Annotated in this window: 11 protein-coding genes; 4 read left to right on the top strand and 7 right to left on the bottom strand. The window is 52.6% G+C overall.

Annotated elements, in window-relative coordinates:
- Window positions 1-11: 11 nt before the first annotated feature.
- Complete coding sequence (locus GT409_RS06475) at window positions 12-1,979, top strand: glycosyl hydrolase 2 galactose-binding domain-containing protein (RefSeq protein WP_160628108.1); 1,968 nt, start codon at window positions 12-14, stop codon at window positions 1,977-1,979.
- Window positions 1,973-2,389: an L-fucose mutarotase gene (fucU, locus tag GT409_RS06470; RefSeq protein WP_160628104.1), complete on the top strand. Its 417-nt coding sequence runs from the start codon at window positions 1,973-1,975 to the stop codon at window positions 2,387-2,389. The genes GT409_RS06475 and fucU overlap by 7 nt, the downstream gene beginning before the upstream one ends.
- 120 nt (window positions 2,390-2,509) lie before the next feature.
- On the opposite strand, the gene GT409_RS06465 is transcribed toward fucU, so the two are convergent.
- The 7 genes from GT409_RS06465 to GT409_RS06435 form a co-directional block, all read right to left on the bottom strand.
- A complete protein-coding gene (locus GT409_RS06465; protein WP_160628102.1) occupies window positions 2,510-4,087 on the bottom strand; it encodes a sodium:solute symporter family transporter in 1,578 nt (525 codons plus the stop codon).
- Window positions 4,088-4,141: 54 nt separating this feature from the next.
- A complete protein-coding gene (locus GT409_RS06460; protein ID WP_160628100.1) occupies window positions 4,142-7,450 on the bottom strand; it encodes a sialidase family protein in 3,309 nt (1,102 codons plus the stop codon).
- 129 nt (window positions 7,451-7,579) lie between these two features.
- A complete protein-coding gene (locus GT409_RS06455; protein WP_160628097.1) occupies window positions 7,580-9,451 on the bottom strand; it encodes a hypothetical protein in 1,872 nt (623 codons plus the stop codon).
- Window positions 9,452-9,548: 97 nt separating this feature from the next.
- Window positions 9,549-11,705 carry an SGNH/GDSL hydrolase family protein gene (locus tag GT409_RS06450; RefSeq protein ID WP_160628096.1) on the bottom strand — a complete coding sequence of 719 codons (2,157 nt, stop codon included), beginning with the start codon at window positions 11,703-11,705 and terminating at the stop codon, window positions 9,549-9,551.
- Window positions 11,706-11,894: 189 nt separating this feature from the next.
- Entirely contained in the window at window positions 11,895-12,644 is a 750-nt protein-coding gene (locus GT409_RS06445; RefSeq protein ID WP_160628094.1) for a GntR family transcriptional regulator, read from the bottom strand.
- A 42-nt stretch (window positions 12,645-12,686) separates the two neighbouring features.
- Window positions 12,687-15,506, bottom strand: a complete 2,820-nt coding sequence (locus GT409_RS06440; RefSeq protein WP_160628092.1) for an FG-GAP repeat domain-containing protein — start codon at window positions 15,504-15,506, stop codon at window positions 12,687-12,689.
- A gap of 342 nt (window positions 15,507-15,848) precedes the next feature.
- Window positions 15,849-17,258: a sulfatase gene (locus GT409_RS06435; protein ID WP_160628090.1), complete on the bottom strand. Its 1,410-nt coding sequence runs from the start codon at window positions 17,256-17,258 to the stop codon at window positions 15,849-15,851.
- 126 nt (window positions 17,259-17,384) lie between these two features.
- Here GT409_RS06435 and GT409_RS06430 point away from each other — a divergent pair, with 126 nt between their 5' ends.
- Both GT409_RS06430 and GT409_RS06425 read left to right on the top strand, forming a co-directional pair.
- Window positions 17,385-18,530, top strand: a complete 1,146-nt coding sequence (locus GT409_RS06430) for an AraC family transcriptional regulator (protein ID WP_160628088.1) — start codon at window positions 17,385-17,387, stop codon at window positions 18,528-18,530.
- Between the two features lie 216 nt (window positions 18,531-18,746).
- The gene (locus GT409_RS06425; protein WP_160628086.1) at window positions 18,747-20,213 is read left to right on the top strand and encodes a sulfatase; all 1,467 of its coding nucleotides are present in this window, start codon (window positions 18,747-18,749) and stop codon (window positions 20,211-20,213) included.
- Window positions 20,214-20,332: the final 119 nt, after the last annotated feature.

Raw genomic sequence — 20,332 nt, 5'->3', positions numbered from 1 at the left:
AAAAATCGATTATGAGTCAGCAAACAAAACTGCTGGATCGTCCATGGAGTATGCAGGCATGGCGACCCTATATGTGGGACTTGAAATACTCGGCGGAAATAGGGGTTCTCCTTCGCCCGGAGTGCGGTCCCTACGATGCGGTTCTACCCGGCTCTGTCCAAACAACCCTGCTCCGGCACGGAGTTATTCCAGACTGGAACATCGAGCAGAACTCACTGGCCTGCGAATGGGTCGAACACCGGCACTGGGAATTTGTAACCGAAATTGAAGAAGGAGAGATTCCAACCGGCGAACCGGTTCAACTCCTGGCGGAAGGACTCGATTATTCCGGATGGATTCTGGTGGACGATGAAACTGTCGGAACGTTTTCCGGCGCTCTGAAGCGGCATGCCATCAACCTTGGCGACACGATAATGGATGGCCGGAAACACCGGCTGCGTATTATTTTCGACATCCCACCGGAGGAACAGGGGCAGGTCGGTTACACATCCCGTTCAAAATACCTGAAGCCCCGCTATAATTTTGGCTGGGACTGGTCGGTGCGGTTTGTGCCCACAGGAATCTGGGATTCGCTTTACCTTCTTACAGGTTCCCCTTCTGTCACATTAACAAACACGTTTTCCAGACTGTCTCGCGATTTGCAGACGGGAACAATCACTCTTCGTCTGAACAATCATTGTTCTTCTGCCATCCCACTTCGTCTTGTGCTTTGCGACAGAAAAACCAACACACGGATTGAATATGAAGCTGAGCTTGGACCGGGCAGTCAGGAACAGGAATTTCATCTTCAAAATCCCCGACTGTGGTGGCCCAATCAGCAGGGAGCCCCCGACCTGTACGACATAGAAGTGCTCTACGAAACACAGGATCAACAGATATCAATCCTCAGGAGCAAAATCGGGTTTAAGCATGTGCGCTGGCTGCCCTGTGAAGGCGCTCCGGAGAACGCCCGTCCGCTCCTCTGTGAAGTGAACGGTCAGACACTTTTCCTGCAGGGAGTCAACTGGACGCCGGTCTTACTGGACTATCCAGATTTCGACATGGAACGCTATGACCAACTGATCCGGCTCTACCATGAAATGGGCGTTAATGTATTACGGGTATGGGGCGGCGGACATCTGGAGCGAGAATACTTCTACGAAAAATGCGATGAACTGGGCATACTTGTCTGGCAGGATTTTCCGCTTTCATCCTCAGGGTGTGAAAACTATCCTCCGGTTGAAGAAGATTTCATCTGCCGCCTGAGTGAGGTTGCCTGCGATTATGTCAGAAGGCGCTCCCATCATGTTTCGCTGCTTCTCTGGTGCGGCGGCAACGAACTGACAACAGTTCCTGACCATGAAAAAAATATCCGCCCCCTGGATGAAACCCACCCAGCCCTGCAGGCTTTGGGCGAAGTCGTATCAGCCGAATCCCCCGGCATATCCTATCTGCCCACCTCTCCCAGCGGCCCTGAGTTCGCTGTGTCGGATAAAACCAGAGGCAAAGGACTTCATCATCACGTCCACGGCCCATGGGATTACTGCAGCACCGAGGAAGAGTGGCACAACTACTGGAATCATGACGATGCATTGCTCCGATCGGAGACGGGTGTGGCCGGAGCAAGTGATGCGACCCTGATCCGCCGCTATGCCGGGGAAATGCCTGTTGCCCCTATTTCCCTGGACAATTCCTTCTGGAGACATACCTCGGCATGGTGGCTTCAACCATGGCTGGCGAATGATTCCAACAAATGCGATCTGGAAGACTATGTTGAAAAATCCCAGAAGCGACAGGCGGACTTTCTGGCTTTCGCTCTGACCCGGTGCAAGAAGAGATTCCCGCGCTGCTCCGGGGTTCTGATCTGGATGGGGCACGACTGCATGCCGGTGGGTAACAACACCTCCATCATCAATTACGACGGAACCCCCAAGCCTGCCTACTATGCCGCAAAAGAAGTGTTTCAAAATCATTGTCAGCAGGAAGCAAGAACATGCTGAAAGGAATCTCACCGATCATTAGTCCGGAGCTTCTGAAAATCCTGGCCGAGATGGGACATGGCGATGAACTGGTTTTGGCGGATGCAAAATTCCCCGGGCATTCGTGCTGCAACAACGTCATTCGGGCGGACGGCCTGCGTGTTACCGAACTGCTCGAAGGAATTATGCCACTCTTCGAACTGGATACCTATGAGCATCCATTATTCATGATGGCGCCGGCGGGAAATGACGCACTGGACCCGGAAATTGAAGCCGAATATATGAACACCATCCGGAAGCATTCCCCGGAAGCTCCGACCCCCGAACGCATCGAACGCTTTGCGTTCTATCGCCGTGCAGCAAACGCCTACGCCTGCGTCATGACCGGCGAACAGGCCGGCTACAGCAACCTGATCATCAAAAAGGGATAGACCGTTCCGCACGCTAAAAGAATCATTGTTCTTTAGAAGGCGCCCTGTGGGCGACTCGTTCGCCACAGGCAAACGGCTACAGCTATTTCAGAAATGCTATAGAACACGCCCTCGCCAAAATCAAACCAACGGTGTCTTTTCCTGATCCCAGACCGTCAGGTTGGTCAAATCGCTGCCTCTGGACTTAAGATATCGACTGGCCAGCAGCGCAACAGCAAAAGTCAGCAGGTTGCCAAGCAGTATGCTGTAGTACAAGTCAACCGCCAGGGTCCACCCGCCGGAAAGCACGCCGCGATGGCTGAGAAGCATCCAGCTCACAAAAACCGCATTTGCCGCCAGTGCAACCCAGATGGATCGGGAATCACCGCGCCGGGTAAACACGCCGAACAGGAACACGGCCAGCATACCGCCGCTGCAGACACTGCCCAGAATCATCGCCAAATCGTTGAGGGTTTTTGCATTGGATGCATTAAACAAATAGGCTCCCACCAACATCAACAGCGACACCGCAGCGGAAGCGGCAAATCCAACTTTGAGATAGTGTTTGTCGCTCATGGATTTGGCGATGTAGGGCTTATAGATGTCCCGAACCCAAACCATACTCGCCGCATTGATGCTGGAGCTCAGCGAGGACATGGCCGCAGCCATTGCGCCGGCAATCACCAGCCCGGCCCAACCCGGCGGAACGTACTTCACGACAAAATAAGGAACCAGCTCTTCCGCTTTGCGAACACCGTTCAGAATTTCGGTCGCAACAGGATCGGGATAAAAATGAAAAAACGCCCAAAGTACAGTTCCCACAAACATAAAGCCGGCCCAGATCGGAACCGCACTCAGCGCCAAAACCAAAATCGCCTTGCGGGCCTCTTTTGCGGACTTTGCAGAACACCAGCGCTGAATAGATGTCTGATCGAACTGCCCGTTTAAAAACTGGGCAACTCCGACAATCAGCAACATGATGAAGGTTTTGTCGCTCAGAGAGAATCCTTTTGCCAACGGCTCCAGCGCGCCGCTTGAGGTGTTTAAATCTCTGGTGAAAGACATTTTTCCGTACTCCCATGCCGCGGCCATCAACTCACCGAACCCTTCCGAGGAACAGCACATGACAACTCCGATCATGATGAAAGCCCCGAAGACAAGCGTGATGGTCTGGAGCACATCAGTCCAGATAACCGCATCAAACCCACCGCTGACCGTGTACACAGCAGTAATTCCTCCCGAGACCAGCATGCAGATCATGAAATCCAGACCGGTCACAGACTGGATAATCAATGACACCAGATAAAGGATACTGCTGACCCGAAGAATCTGCATCAGAAAGAAAATGCCGGCAGCATAACATGAGACCGATTTCCCGAACCGCAACGCCAAATATTCATAAGCCGAGGTAACCGTACCCCGCCGAAAAAACGGCAGTAACACATAGGAAGCGAACAAGGCAACAAAAGGAAACCCGAGCACCATCGTCAAACGAACCAGCGTTGTTTTAAAGCCGTCCGCAGGATACGCAATAAAGGTTACAGAACTCATACAGGTTCCCACCAGGCTCAAACCCAGCGCCCACCCGGGAAAAGATCGTCCTCCCAAAAAGTATTCCTCTGTATCCGTATTCTTTTTCGAAAAATACAACCCGAGACCCAATGTGGCTCCGAAATAGAGAACCAGTACAATCAGGTCCAACACATGCATATTATCCATCTTTCAATGCCTTTTTCTATTATATAAAAATTACTCTTCCGAACTTCAGGCGGATTACTGCTGCTCAATAACAAGCCGAATGAACTTTTGATCGTCATCAACCGCAGACACCCGGTTCGAAACATAATTGAATGCACCGCCCGGCGCGTTGGTTCCCGCAACGATGTAGCCGCCGTTTGTCCAAACCCCGGAGGCCAGGTCGTCGGTCAACTCAAGGGAGTAAAACAACCCGTTATCGACAGCCGACAGAACCGAATAAACATAGCAGAACCAATTCGTTCCGCGGTCTTTAGTAACAGAGGCCTGCGGCGCAAGACCCCGGCTTGCCGCATTGGCTGGGTCTCCGCCAAGGCCGTATTCATAGAGGTTGAGCAGACCGTCCTGATCATCATCGCCGTACGGCCCTTCAGACAGCCCGTTACCGCTTGCCCACTCGCCATATCCCGGGCCATAGAACAGAGCGGAGATTTCTTCTCCGCTCAACACCCGACTGTACAGGTGAAACTCATCAATATTTCCACTAAAATATTGAGATCCATTAAAATGGCGGCCAATCGCATCCTGATATGCCGGTGCGCCGCGAGTGTATTCCCCGCTGCCAAACACCACGGTTCCATTGCCGGCCTGCTCCACATTATCAAGCCACAGCCGCATGGTACTGTTTTCAAAATCCCACAAAGCAACAACATGGTGCCACTGCCCCGTTGAAGGATAAGCGAACTCCCGAGCCTGCAGTGCATCGGAAGAAAGACTGCGGGCGGTCATTTGGAGTTTTCCATAAAGAACCTGCAGCGCCAAACCGGCGAAAGCGCCATCAATCGCCGAGGTGAAGACCGGCCCGGAACCGGTATTGTTTTTGATCCAGACGGAAACGCTTACCTGCTTGCTCCGGTGAAGCTTAGGTGAAACACGATGCATCAATCCCAACCCATCATCGACACCATCAAACAAAAGACACCCTCCATATTTCCCATTCGGGGCATATTCTGCCCCGACAACATCAGAAAAATTCCCTTTCATTTTCGATGAATCAAGGCCCGGTTCGTTTGGTGCATCAAACCTATAGTAGGCAAGCTCGCCGTCGGGCGAGAGGTATTCCCTGAAGTTTTCCAGCTCGTGATAGGTCCCCATATTTGCATCATGGTAGTTATCGAAACTCCTGTAAGCCGTACGAACAACATACTTCAGTGACTCCCCATCAATTATAAATACCGGATACTGGAATCCTGTACGCAAGCTCGACTGGTTCCAGTCTTCGAAGGAATCGTCGTCAACAAGCGTTTTTACCAGTTGGTAATTTTTTAAATCCGTTGTCTCGTAGAGCGCCAGTATGTTGCGAACATAAGGATGGCTGCTGCTGGATGGCGGCGCGCCCAGATAAGGATTACACATCACCAAATACCGGCTGGAAACATCGTCATAAACAAAGTGGAACTTGCTCGAACCTGCCCACGGAGCATAAATAAATCCGGTTTCATTTCCCGGTGCAGGATACTGATTGTTAAACTCAAGCGCCGTGCGGTCCGCTGCAACCTTCAGCACCGCAGCCACATCCCCTCCGGACACCTTATCCACCCGGGCCACCACCCAAACACGGCCATCCGGACCCGCAACACAGTTGGCCTCCAGCCACCCATTCCGCGTCCCGGACACCGCCGGCGAAGAAGGAAATTCCAACGGAGCGGTTACCTTCCAGCTGGACGCCGATATCAGGTCGCTGCTGACGGAACATGACGCCACACGCAAACGGTATTGAGACGGCCATCCTCCCGGACCGCCCCGATCAGCAAACCCGTAATACAGAATTCCGTCTTTAATCAGCACATCGGCCCCGCCGCTTGTTTCAACACCATCCGGAAACTCAGCCAGCACATGATTACTCCAGCTGGCACCGTGATCGGCGCTCTTTTTCAGCTGAAGTTTTGTATTATCTTCCATACTGACATAAAGCATGTAGAGATCATTGTTCAAAACAAACAGGGTCGGCCCGTAGATATCCTGAGCAAACGCCGTTTTTAACGACCACGTCCGCCCATCATCCAGTGAGGTATACAGCAATCCCTGATTCGAGGCAATGGGCGTTGAATAGCGGAAAAATGCCAGCAAATTCCCATCGGCAGCCCGAAGAATATAAGGGCTTTGTATCGTATCCTGAATATCCAGTACCCATTTCTGACGGGATTCATCCTGCCAGGAATCAAGCTCAATTGGAGCATCATTGGAGACAGCTTCTGCACTCATATAAAAATCGTTGGGAGCAATTTTAAAAGACACATGGCCGTCATCCTGCGGTATCAGCGTCCACTTCTGACTGCTCCAGTCCATCCAAGAATGAAGTTGAACCGGATCACCGCTGTTCCACCCGCCGTCTTCCGCATTGGCCCGAACAAAATAAGGCGCATTAAAACTGCGAATTCGGGATTGTCCGTCCGGGAATGCATCAAGGACCCAGCGCTGGGTCAACTGCCCGTTTGCATCCGACAGTTTGATCGGACTGCCATCCGCATAACCGGCAGCATTGTCCGCTGTCAGATATCGGGGAGATGATTCGTCATTATAGATCTGATAATGAGCTGTATAGTTAAATACATGCTGAAAAGAAGGGTGCGCAGGCGGCAGATTTAGCGGAGAAACCGGAATAACATCGGACAGTTCGGTTCCCAGCCGGAATTCATCGATCGTAATTTCCGGAATATTGCTGTTCAGAACAAAATTCCAGCCGCTTCCACCGGTGAACTCACCGATGCCGGTTGCATCCCACACGATTCCGCTCTCCACAACCGGGAGCGGCTCCCCAAACCGGTACCACTTCATTGAGGCCGTTTCCGCACCGAAATCATCAATAGCTATCTTAGCCAGCATGAAAACCGGAGTCCCCGGCTTATAAGTGGCAACGCCGACCTGAAACACATCACCGGCCACCTGCAGGTTCACCTGCTCGCCGCTAGTGCTGCCCAGCGATGTTTTGATGGAAGAAATCGGCCCGGAGGCGTAACTGCCGGCATGCCGAAGCTCCCACCGCCAGTTTTCTCCGCCGCCGTCATCCGCGTCATCCCGGAAAAAGATCATGCTCATATAATACGTACCGGCACTCAAAGAGCTGGCCATGCCGCGGAACAGATACCCCGCCCCCTCATAGCAGACCTTGAGCGCATTTCCGGAGGATTCAACCCCGGGAAATTCAAGCCCCGCAACCACCTCCCCCGAATAGCCGCTGAATTTCCAGGGATTGGAAAAGCCATCAGCAGCGCTCCCGAGGGTTTCTCCCGGTGCCACAACCGTATTCGCCGCATAATTAAAATTATCATGAACAAGCAGACTTCCACGCGCCGATGACGTAGCAAGCAATACCGTTATCAACATGGCATATACCTGAAAAGCTGACCAATGACCTTTCATACCAACCTTGCAATTGCTCTATCCAGTAAAACATGGCTTTGAAAGCCATGTTTTACCTAACAGTTTATTATAACATTCGCATTCGCGATCAACTTACTGCTGTTCAACAATCAGCCGGATAAACTGCTGATCAGCATCGAGCGTCGAGACCCGATTCGACACATAGTTGAGCGCACCACCGGTGACATTCGTACCGGCAATGGCATATCCGATATTGGTCCAGGAGCCGGCAATCAGATCATCCGTCAACTCAAGGGAGTAACTGACTCCGCTGTTTGAATGCGCCAGGGCGGGATGGACATAGCTGAACCAATTGGTCCCGTTGTCTGCAATAACGCCGACTTCCGGAGAGACGCCCTGATCGGCCGAGTTGGTCGGATCGCCGCCAAGACCGTACTCATAAAGGTTGCTCAGACCATCCGCATCATCATCGCCGAACGGACCTTCCTGCAAAACATGGATTGCCGACCAGAGTTCGTATCCGGAAAAAACCGGGCCCGCCGGCACAACAGAGGAAACGGTCCGCCCCAGCCGAAATTCATCGATAGTGAACTCCTGATTATACTGCCCCAGCGCAAACAGCCAGCCACTGCCTCCGGAGAACTCCCCTGTGCTGGTCGCATCCCACACAATGCCGCTGTCTTCGGTTGGAAGCGTATCCCCGATATTATACCACTTCATTGATGCAATTTCCGCGCCGGACTCATCAATGGTAATCTTGGCCAGCATGAGAACCGGCGCCCCGATATTGTAAGTTGCAGCCCCGACCTGAGCGGCATCACCGGCAACCTGCAAATCCACCTGTTCACCACTGGTACTGCCCAGCGACACCTTGACGGACGAAGCCGGCCCGGATGAATGGCTGCTGGAATGCCGAACCTCCCACCGCCAGTTTTCTCCACCGCCATCATTTACATCATCCCGGAAAAAAATCGTACTCATATAGTATGTACCGGCCGACAGAGGGCTGAGCATACCCCGAAACAAATGTCCCGGTTCCTCATAAATAAGCTTGAGCGCATTCCCGGAGGATTCCACCCCGGAAAAATTCAAGTTGGAGACCACCTCGGCAGAATAACCGTCAAACAGCCAGCCGTTGGCAAACCCGTTAGCTGTCGTCCCCATGGTCCCGTTCGTGGCAATGGTTGTTCCCAAAGTATAATCGAAATTATCGTAAACAAGCAGCGAAGGCCCGCCGGCCGGCACAACATCGACCAGCTCTGTGCCCACCCGGAATTCATCGATGATCATCTCGCCAATGTATAAGGGAAGGATTAACTTCCACCCTGCACCGGCGACAAACTCACCGACACTGACGGCATCCCACTCGATCCCGCTATCCGATGTTGGAACGAGATCCAGCGAATTATACCATTTCATCGAAACGGTATCGGATCCCGAATCTGATATCTCCACTTTGGCCAGCACAAAAACAGGGCTCCCAACAGCATACGCTTTGGTTCCGTAGCTGGAAGCCGACGCCCCGGCAGCCTTGGCTTCAGCCAGCTCTGTACTCGAAGAACCGATTTGATATTTAATACTGGATGTTTCGATTCCAGAGTATGAGGCTGAATGCCGAAGCTCTAAACGCCAGTTTTCACCCCCGCCGTCGTTCGTATCATTCCGGAAAAAAATCATACTCACATAGTATGTGCCGGCCGGAGAAGAACTCATGCCGCGAAAGAGGGAGCCGCCAGTGTTACGAGTCACTTTGAGCGCATTTCCGGACGATGCCACACCCGGAAACTCCAGATTATCAACGACTTCTCCGGAATGTGTTGTAAATTTCCATGCATTGTTGAACCCATTCGTGCTTTCAGCGCCTAATGTCCCGCCGGCAGCAACTGTTGTCCCCAGAGGATAATCAAAATTATCCCAGGCAACCAATGTCCCCATCGCCGACGATACCAAAAACAGGACACAAGCCACTGTTACACATGCTTTAATACTCGACCAACTTCTCATCTCTTCTCTCCCTTCTGCAATGCTTCACTAGAATTCACGTAGTATACCAGAGGTGTTATTTATCTCATCCGGCGCGTAATCCGTCAATTAAAAAGATCTATTCCGCACAAATTATAATCTCAACAGGGACAGGGCGCGCACTTGCATAAACAGATGCAAGCATACTGTCTGCCTCCCTTTGCAGTTGCTCTTCCCTTCCGCGCCACTTCAAATAGGCCTCAACCCGCTTACGGTCGCCCCCATGATGAGGTTTATAGACATTCGTGAAATAATCTCTGGCCGCCGAAACATCGTCGACATCCATTCCTACCGGAATTAATCGCTGCAGGTTCATATACGTGATCTCCTGCTTAGCCCGGCAGAGAGCAACATATTCCATCAGCAGCTTCATCATCTCCGAAGCAATCTTTTGATTCGGATTGGACGGCAAAGTGCTGATATTTAACCCTTCATGCAAAACCTTGTCGGAACACGTTCCGACCTCTTTCCCATTCAATATCAATCGGTAATTCCCAACGGGCAGGTTCTGCACCTGTATGACTTCGCGGTTTAATGTATCAGTTAAGGGAACCACTGTATCAGCGGCCCTGTATCCATCGAACACCGGAAGCGGCAAAACTTCCGGCTTGTAACTGATAATGATTCCATCGTGATCAACTTTTACCGCTGAACTCTGACAATTGACCGTCTCCTTAATTTTTCCGGCTTTATAATCCAGCACAAATGCGGCCACCTCTGCGGGAACATGCTGTGCGGCCAAAAAATTCCACGCCATAATCCACGATCCTTCGGATTCAGGGTGAACCCGATCCCGGCCAATAATCGTTCGCGCAGGATCCTTTTTTTGAAGTGCATCCTGAATTGCCGTCATCGGTGTATGAAGATCAATCACGGAAGCACCATACCGATCGGCCGCTCTCTCAACAATCGTAACAGCACGGGCCAACCCTTCGTTGCCTCTCTCAATCCCGTTGGATACTCCGGGAGCCCGCATCCGTCCGTCATACGGAGAAGATGTCACAGCAATTGTCGGAAGTCCCTGTCCTTTAATGCACGCAAGCAGGCTGTCCATTGAAGCTTCGTATTGATGCAGAGATTTTTCCTGCACTCCCGGAGCCCCCTCTCCTCGATATGCAGACCGATCCATATCGTTCATTCCGAACATTACACAAACCAGATTGGGACGGGCCGCCTGCAGTACCGCCGGCCAGCGTTTCAATCCATCTCCCGCCGTATCGCCGGCAATCCCGGCATTTACAAACACGAGCGGGCACTCAGGAAACCGTGAAATATAATAACTCCAGACATAAGTCCACCAGTGCCCGTAATGAGTAATGCTGTCACCCAGAAAACAAACCCGCTGCCCGGCTTCAAACTGCGGCGCATCGCCTTTCAACCAACGTCCGGCTTCCGCTGCGGCAATCAAACACCGACCGCTGTCTACCTGCTGCTCTGAAAGATCACTTGACGACTCTCCCGGCTTCCCTCCGGAAATTACATCAGCGAATTCTGTTCCAACCCTGAACTCGTCAATGATCATCTCATCGATGTGCGATGGAAGAATCAGTTTCCATCCGGCACCGGGAGCAAACTCACCGGAGCTGACCGCATCCCACACAATACCACTCTCCTTCGCTGGAAATTCGTCAAAGACATCATACCACTTCATCGAAACAGTATCGGGCCCTGAATCTGACATCTCTACTTTGGCCAACACATAAACAGGGCTTCCGATTCCATACGCTTTTGTCCCATAGCTGGAAGCCGTTGCACCGGCCGCCTTGACCTCGGCCAGTTCCGTACTCGAAGAACCAATCTGGTACTTGACACTGGACGCTTCAATTCCGGCATACCCGGCCGAATGCCTAAGCTCTAAGCGCCAGTTCTCACCGCCGCCGTTATCAATATCATTACGAACAAAGATCATGCCCACATAGTATGCCCCCGTAAGAGGAGCCCTCATGCCGCGGAACAAGGACCCCGAATTATTGCGAATAATTTTGAGTGCATTTCCTGATGACTCCACCCCGGGAAAATTCAGATTTTCAACCACTTCACCGCTATGAGCTGAAAACTTCCATTCATTAAGAAATCCGCTTTCCCCCGCATTTCCCAATGTGCCCCCGGAAGCAATGACTGTTCCCAACATATAATCGAAATTATCAGAAGCAATTAATACTCCCCGCACAACCGACGCTGAAGACAGGATCAACAGCGCCACCGCACAGACTTTAGTACCCATCCGAGTTATCATTTGTCCCCACTCCTTTAAAATACCGCTGGAATACCAGTCTGCATGATTTCATATCGTAATCTGTTTTACTTAACTAAATTAGTAAACGTCCAGTCCGCGCAGATCATGCTCCCAGCCGAGACTGATCATGCCCACCTACTAACACATCCACATTTTGCTGTTCTTTACACACATCAGGTGATCTGGCAGTTAAATCTCTCCCGCACTGCTGATAATGGTTTCAGCAATATCGTCGAACGCCTCACGCTCCTGATGAAGCTGATGCTCAGCAACAAATTTCAGCGCTCCTTCCTTACCGGAAGAAATGTGGCGGGCCATCGTCACCCGTGCCATTTCAGCATCCCCTTGCTTAATCGCCTTCAAAACCTCGCAATGGAACCGATAAACTCCAGCCACATGCTCCAAATCAAAGCTTTCAATTCTGGATGTTCCGAAAATCCGGGTCATCAGTCTGGATTCATAAGCACTCTTGAGCAGCAGCTGGTTCCCGGTTGCCCGCAAAATGATCAGATGAAAGTTCATGTCCTGTTTGAACATCTCACTCAGCATCTCTGGGGTGATTTGCCCATTGCCGCTTTTTTTCAGTTCCTGAGCAATGGCATTAATGCGCTCGCAGGCTTCCTCCAGCCTTTCCAGCATCTCCGGAGTAATCTTCTGGGCGGCCTGAGCTGCCGCATAACTTTCCAGTGCCACGCGTAAGTCATACAGATTTGCCAATTCCTGAGCAGAATACTGCTTGATTACCGTTCCATACCTGGGAACCCGTTCAACCATGCCTTCTGAAACCATCTGACTCAATGCATCACGCACTGGACTGCGACTGACACCCAGTTCAGCAGCAATCGAAAGCTCCGATATCTGCATTCCCGGCAAAAGTTCACCGCGCACCATTTTCTGAAGAATAAACTGATACGCTTCCTTTTTCATCGCTCCGGCCATCGCTGTCTCCTCAATTAAATCCTTACGCCTGCATTTTTAGAACTACTTTGCATGCATCTGCAAATTATCAACATATAGCCAGCCTGCATACTTCATAATTCGCTGTTGAAACACAGATGCCACACCATCGACATCCATCTCCAGTTTCAAATCCCACTGCAAAGGGTCCCCGGAGGGGATATCCGAACTCAACCGAACGAACAGCTCATCGTTGTCCCCCTCAGGCCGAACAACCAGTTTTCCCTGCACCACATAGCCGCCGTTAAAACTTACTTTACAGTCTTCAGTAGACACCATTTTCCCGCCCAGCGTCAACGCCAACGCCTCATTAGAGCTGATCTCAACACCGCAAAGTGTCTTCCCATCAACAGTGTTCAAACCGAAAAGCCCCAGCACTTCGGTTCCTGCATTATCTAAATTATCTTCACGGAAATAAACCAGTGAAAATGTAAACACAGTTTCTTTTTCCGGATTAAAATCAATCGGGTTAGCCAAAAACCGCTCGATCACAGAAGTTCCCGTTCCTTCCCCGCTCAGTGCGGCATAGCCTCCGGTGGAGGCCAATGAAAACACCCCTAAAGGATTCATTGAAAATGTGCGCACCCTGTTTGCCGAACCACGACTCTTCCAGCCATTCGCCCACCCATCACCTTTTTTCATCGGTGCCGACATCGACTGATCCGGATAATCCCAGTTTTCAACAAAAACCTTTTCTCCCGATACATACGGCACTGCTGAAATGCCGGTGCCTGCCGCCATTTTCTTCATTTGACGATCAGCCTCGATACTCTCATTCCAAGCCAACGGATCTCGATCGAGGTAAAATATAAAACCCTCATCATCTCCAAAAATAATATCCAGCAAGCCATCTTCATTCAAATCGGTCGGCCAAATGTTAAAATTGTGCTTATTCAGATGAATCGGAGAACCATCCTTAAATGTAATCATACGCGGAAGCTGGAAAACCGGCTTTTCATTTGAACCGACATTCCGCAGCCAGAATGGTGCAGCCGTTGGCGATTCACGCTCCGGCTGACGAAAATAACGCTGCAGTGCTTGCTGGGATCCGATTACAATATCCCACACACCGTCCCCATCCCAGTCGGCAACAGACAACTTCGTACGGCCGGAAAGACCGGCCGGCCCGCTGGTACGGATCGGCAGGCCGTCCTCATCCCGCAGGTCTACCACCCGCTCCATATTCAAACTTCCCCGGGCATCCGGCACAGCGACAGCATAGGTATTGTCCCATTTCATAAACAGCAGACAGGGCCGGGCATCCCCCGCCACACCATATTTTCCGTCAATCACCGCCGGACGACTGCGCCAGGCGAGAGGCAGCGGCTTGCCGCCCATCAGAAACCGCTTCCGCTCTTCGAGCATTACACTGGAACCGGTTCCACGATAGAAAAACAGCTTGGCTTCATTGTCATTAGTAATGAGGTCCAGATTTCCGTCGCCGTCCCAATCAAACACTTCCGGCTGAATGTAACTCCAGGCGATCTCATTATTGCCCTGTAAATTGCCGTCCACTGGCCTATGCCGGACAAATCCAGCCGGCGTCTTAAAGAACCTGCATCCATCGTAAACAAACGGATCTGCGGTTCCGGCCCAGAGCGAAAGCTCGCCCGAGCCTCCACCGATAATCACATCCTTATATCCGTCTCCGGTCCAGTCAACACGCACCGGCAAAGCCAGCGTATCCCCGGCCAAAGGACCGCCTTTGCAGAAAATATTCCCGAGATCTTCAAAATTCCCCGGAGCGGATCCGCTCAAAACAGTACAACGCCCGTTGGCACCCGATCCAATCACCAAATCCATCCGACCATCCAGGTTCAGATCCCCCTTGCCGATCACCTTTGGCCGATTTACAGACAACATAGGAGCACCGTCTTTAAGCAACGGCCGCGGCTTGCCAACCCGAAGCTCCACACCGTCCTCTCCGCGCACCTGCAGCGCATAGGCCTGATTATTATCAGAAAACAGAAGAATATGCGGACTGCCTTCCAGATCCATTACCACCGGAGCCATGCTGTCATCATAGCACTGCCACTGAACCGGATAATCGGCGCTTCCCAAAAGCACGTTGCGGCACTTTCCGAATGAAAGCTTCCCGCTTTCTTCACGCATTCCTTTTGCCCACCAAAGATATTTACGAACCGGATAACCCATCCAATTACCCGCAATGTCGTATCCCCGAAAGTTCTGAATATCCGTATCCGGCAAAGTCCCCATATTAGGATGCGGCACTCCGCCCCAAGGCCCCTTCTCCTTGGGATGATCGGGATACATCTTGAACTTCTCGCCCGGATGAGTCATTCCGCCAATAAGAACATCCGGCACCCCATCACCCGTCACATCTTCAACCCAGACATCCCCTTTTTTCGGTACGTCTTTAAATTCGAGCTCATAAGACAGTTCAAACTTCGGAGCCCCGACAACTCCCGAATTTACATGATAGATCCATTTTTGAGGCTGTATCACATCAAACAACCCGTCGGATCTCAAAACAGGAATGCTCCGCCCGGGCTCCAGTTCAGTCAGCGGCTGACCGCTGTCATAAACCGGATAGTCCGCCGGCAAAGAAAACATTTCTCTCCCTCCGTCTTTGGACTCCGCGCGATATATAAGATTCCGATGTTCAAAATAACCGCCATGCCCCATCACCAGCAGCGCCGGCGGCTCATTCGTTCCAAACCATGGAAGCAAAGCATGGGTCGTAAACCCAAGCGAAAGCGGCCTCTCTGTTTCGGGTGTGGACTGAAGCATCGGCAACGTGCGATACGGGGATTCTCCCGCAGCAAAAATCACGCCGCCAACAGCTAAAAAGCCGATTAAATTCAAACATCGCTTTATCACCATGTCCCCCATTCCCTCTAAAAAACAATAAAAATAACACTGGTATACCAAATGTCAAGCAACACGCTCATATACAGAGTCTTTTATTCTAAAATCCCTTTCCGGTTATAATACTGGATTCATCTCGCCGGCCGAGCTGGACTGCGGATAATGCATCAGCACAAAGAAAACGCCGAGAATCGACAGACGCAGCAGAAGCATGTGGCTTTTCTGCATAAACAAACCCGGAATTTGTTTAGTGCGCAATTCAGAATCCCATCCTTATTTTAAGCACTTAACGGCAGGAGCGAAAGGAATGAAAAAAGAGGCCCTAATCAGCCTTCTTTGTCAGCCGATCAACCGACGCTATTTGTGTTGAATAAAAGCGGATACGTCCTGTTTCCACTGATGCAACTGTTCCAGGAGCGGTTTTGAAATATCCGGTCTCTGGGTTGCGAGGTTCGTGGTCTCATACGGATCAGCAGCAATGTTATAGAGCTCCACACGCCCTTCATCGAAAAACTCGAACAGCTTCCAGTCGCCATCGCGAATCACACTGCTGTTTGTGTCGCCGGTCTGGTTGGGTCGCCCCATCGGCGAATGCCAGAAAACCGGACCGGAACGAGCGGCGTCTTTGCCTTCCAGCGTATCCGTATAGCTGATGCCGTCAAGATGCTGCTGCGGACGCAGCGGTAGTCCGGCCATTTCCAGAACAGAAGGATAATGATCCGATCCCGTAACAATGCGGGTAGTCTCGGCACCGGCCTTCGTAACGCCCGGCCATTTTACAACCATTGGAACGCGAATGCCGCCTTCATACAGATGCCCCTTCCCGGCACGCAGCGGCAGGTTGCTCGTCGCCAACGGTCGCTGACTGTTGACCCCGCGGTTTGAAAGCCCGCCGTGATCGGATGTAAAAACAATCACCGTTTCGTCCGCAAGACCGAGCTTATCGAGCGACTCCATCACCCGGCCGAGACTTTCGTCCATGCTGTGCACCATCGCAGCATATACCGCATTGTCCTGCCGCATCTTGGTGGTGCCGTCCTTTTCAATGTACTCCGGCCCATCGAAATCCAGTTTCTTCAGCTTGTTTTCATAATACGCAACCAGCTCCGGCTTGGCTTCCAGCGGCGTATGCACGGCATAGTGCGACAGATAAACCAGAAACGGATGATCCGTGTTGGCCTCAATAAACTCTATGGTTTCATCCGTCAGGCGGTCGGTCAGATATTCCCCTTCGACCCCGTCCTCGAGTCCGCGAATGGGAGCTTCTGTTTTATGATTTTTGTTTTTCGCCTTGGTATACGGAAAAAAGTAGGACCCCGGTGCACCGGCATGTCCGCCGGCGATGTTGATGTCAAAGCCCTGATTCTCCGGAGCCTGATCGTCGGTATCCTGCAAATGCCACTTGCCGGCAAAAAACGTGGCGTAACCGCCCGCCTTCATCGCCTCAGCCAGTGTGAACTCTCCGGCGTCCATATTATAAGACGCGCCGGGAATTCCGTCGCGCGCCGGAAACTTTCCAGTCATAAATGAATAGCGGGCCGGCACACAGCGCGGGTGCGAAGAATACGCCTGCGTAAACCGCACACCTTCGCTCGCCAAACGGTCCAGGTTCGGCGTCTCATACAACTCCGAGCCGTAACAGGTTGAATCCCGCCAGCCCATGTCGTCGACCAGAAAGAAAACCACATTCGGGTGTTCCGTCCGAACCGCCGCCCCGACAGAAGCGACACACAGCAGCGAAAACAAAGCGGATAAACGGTGTTTCATCAGAAGATTCCTTTCATTTCACGCGTACACTATGCAACACAACTCAGCCAACACGAATTCATTATATCACTGATTTTAACGCCTCTGCCATTGACAAAATGAACTTCCAGACCTATTTACAGCTCCATGGACAAAAAACCCGTCACGATTCTCCTCGCCTTCCACTGGTACGACCGCCGCGTCTTCAAAGGCATCGTCCGCTACGCCACCGAACACCAGTGGCACCTCTCCCCCTACCTCTTTTCCGGCCATTTTGTTCCGCACGGATGGCCCGCCGATGGCGCCATCACCTGCTACGGTAAACCGCTCTGTAAATTTATCGACGACCTGAACATGCCCAAAGTCGACGTCACCATTCAGAACATGGCCTCCCCGACCCCGCGCGTCACCGTCGACGACAATGCTGTCGGCAAAATGGCCGCCCGCCATTTCATCGACCGCGGCTTCAAACATTTTGCCTACTACAGCTGGCCCGCCGTACAGGTAAACACCCTGCGCAAAAAAGCATTTTTCCAGGCCTTGGAAAACGCCGGCGTCCCCAAAGAAAACGTGTACGAAATTCATCAGTCACCCGATCGCCTGCTCGGCAAATGGGAACAGCATCAAGAACGGATCTATCACCAACTCGAAAAACTCCCCCGCCCGCTTGCCGTTTTCACCGGGCAGGACAACCTCGGCGCCACACTCATCGAAATCTGCTCGCGTAAAGGCATCCATGTGCCCGAAGAAATCTCCGTGCTCGGCGTCGACGATATCGAACTGCTGTGCGACTGCCTCGCCGTGCCGCTCTCCAGCATCAACACCAACCTCGAAAAAATGGGGTACGGCGCCGCCCAGCAGCTCGACCGCCTCATGAAAGGCGAAATTACCAACGACGCACCGCCGGTGCTCATCGAACCCAAAGAAGTCATCCTGCGCCAGAGCACCGACGCGCTGGCCATTGCACACCCGTCCGTCGTCACCGCCCTCAAATACATCAAAGAGCACTTCAACGAACCGATCACCCTCGACGACATCGGCGAAGCCGCCGGCATGTCCAAACGCGGCATGGAAAAAGCATTCCTCAAACACCTCGGCGCCTCTCCGGCCACCGAACTGCGCCGCATCCGGCTCGACGAAGCCAAGCGGCTGCTCGTCGAAACCGACGACAAAATCTCTTCCATCGCATGGGACTGCGGCTACTCCAACAGCTCCAACCTCAGCTTCGCCTTCAACCGCGAAACCGGCATGTCGCCCCGCGCCTACCGCAACCGCTACACGCCCAACAAATAGAGGAATTTGCAAAGCATCCGGCTTTGCAATGGTCCAAAGTCTGAAGGTCTACGGTCAAAAGAAACAGACTTTCGTCCTGCGACTTTTCGACGTTTGACTCGTTCAACACCAAAGGTTCTGAACGAGATCTGATAGTTCGCTTTATCAGCAGAACCCCGCCCCGAATCAGTGCGGTACAGCCTTGAATGATTTTGTTCCCTTCGAAATCATAACCGCATGATCATAAAAACACTTGCCGGAACTCTGGTTGCTGCGGCGGCACTTGCCGCTGAACAGCCGAACGTACTGTTCATCACGGTGGACGACCTCAAACCGATGCTCGGCTGCTATGGCGACGAAACCATTCAAACACCGAACATCGACCGGCTTGCCGCGCGCGGCACCGTCTTTCTCAACAACTACTGCCAGCAGGCCGTCTGCGCTCCTTCGCGCATGAGCATGTTCACCGGTCTGCGCCCCGACACAACCGGCGTCACCGATCTTAAAACCGACCTGCGCGTTCACCTGCCCGACGCAAAAACCATGCAGCAGGTTTTCAAAGAACACGGCTACGAAACCCTCGGCTGCGGCAAAGTCATGCACGGCTCGCGCAATGAAGATCCGCCTTCGTGGTCCGTTCCCTTCATGCACGACGAGCACCTCACTTACGCCGACGGCTGGCCCGTTCCCGCCGACCTGCAATATCAGGGCAAAACCGTTAACGACGCCTTTGCACAGGTCGAAAGTGAAGGCGTCAAAGGCTGGAAAAAACGCAAAGACCGGCTCGTCGAACTCAACGCCCGCCCGCCGTTCGAGTGCATCGATGTGCCCGACGACGCCTACGCCGACGGCGCCATGGCCGTCTGGGCCGCCGGACAGATCGAAGAACTTTCCAAACATCGGAAACCGTTTTTTGTCACCGTCGGTTTCCACAAGCCGCACCTGCCCTTCGTCGCTCCGAAAAAATACTGGGACCTCTACGACCGCAGCCAGTTCCAGCCCGCGCCGGTTCAGCACGAACCCGAAGGCGCCCCCGGCTACGCCGGCCATACCTGGGGCGAGCTGCGCAGTTACTCCGGCATTCCGTCCGAAGGCCCCCTGCCGCTCGACCGCCACGCCGAGCTCATCCACGCTTACCACGCCTGCGTCTCCTACACCGACGCACAGATCGGCCGCCTGCTCGACGCGCTCGACCAAAGCGGCGCGGCCGACAACACCGTCATCATCCTGTGGGGCGACCACGGCTGGCACCTCGGCGACCACGGCTGGTGGTGCAAACACACCAACTATGAACAGGCCACCAAAGCGCCACTGATTATTTCTGCGCCGGGCTATGACTCGGCCGAAGCGCAAACCATGAGCGAATTCGTCGACGTCTATCCCACCCTCTGTGAACTCACCGGCATCCCCGCGCCCGAAGGACTTCAGGGCAAAAGCCTCGTCCCGGCCCTCAAAGATCCAGCCTCAGCAATCAAAGACTATTCCATCAGCCAGTTTCCGCGCGGAAAAATTATGGGCTACGCCCTGCGCACCCCGCGCTACCGCTACGTCGAATGGATCAAAAACGGAGCCGTCCAGAACATTGAACTCTACGACTATCAGGCCGACCCGTTCGAAACCGCCAGCCTCCACCAAAACCCCGAATACCGCGATATCCTCCGCGACCTGAAAACCAAAATGGCTGAGTTTTTGGAGAAGAATTAACCGCGAAAGAACGCAGAGAACGCAAAAGGTGGAACGCAACCTCCGGGCGCGTTCAGAACCTGCTCGTAGATCAGGTTCCACCAATCTGTTTCCAATGGTTGGAAAATGTGGGCGCGGCA

The organism is Tichowtungia aerotolerans, from assembly GCF_009905215.1.
Taxonomy (GTDB): Bacteria; Verrucomicrobiota; Kiritimatiellia; order Kiritimatiellales; family Tichowtungiaceae; genus Tichowtungia; species Tichowtungia aerotolerans.
The sequence above is the reverse complement of the archived record's forward strand: the minus strand, read 5'-3'. Positions and strand labels throughout refer to the sequence as shown.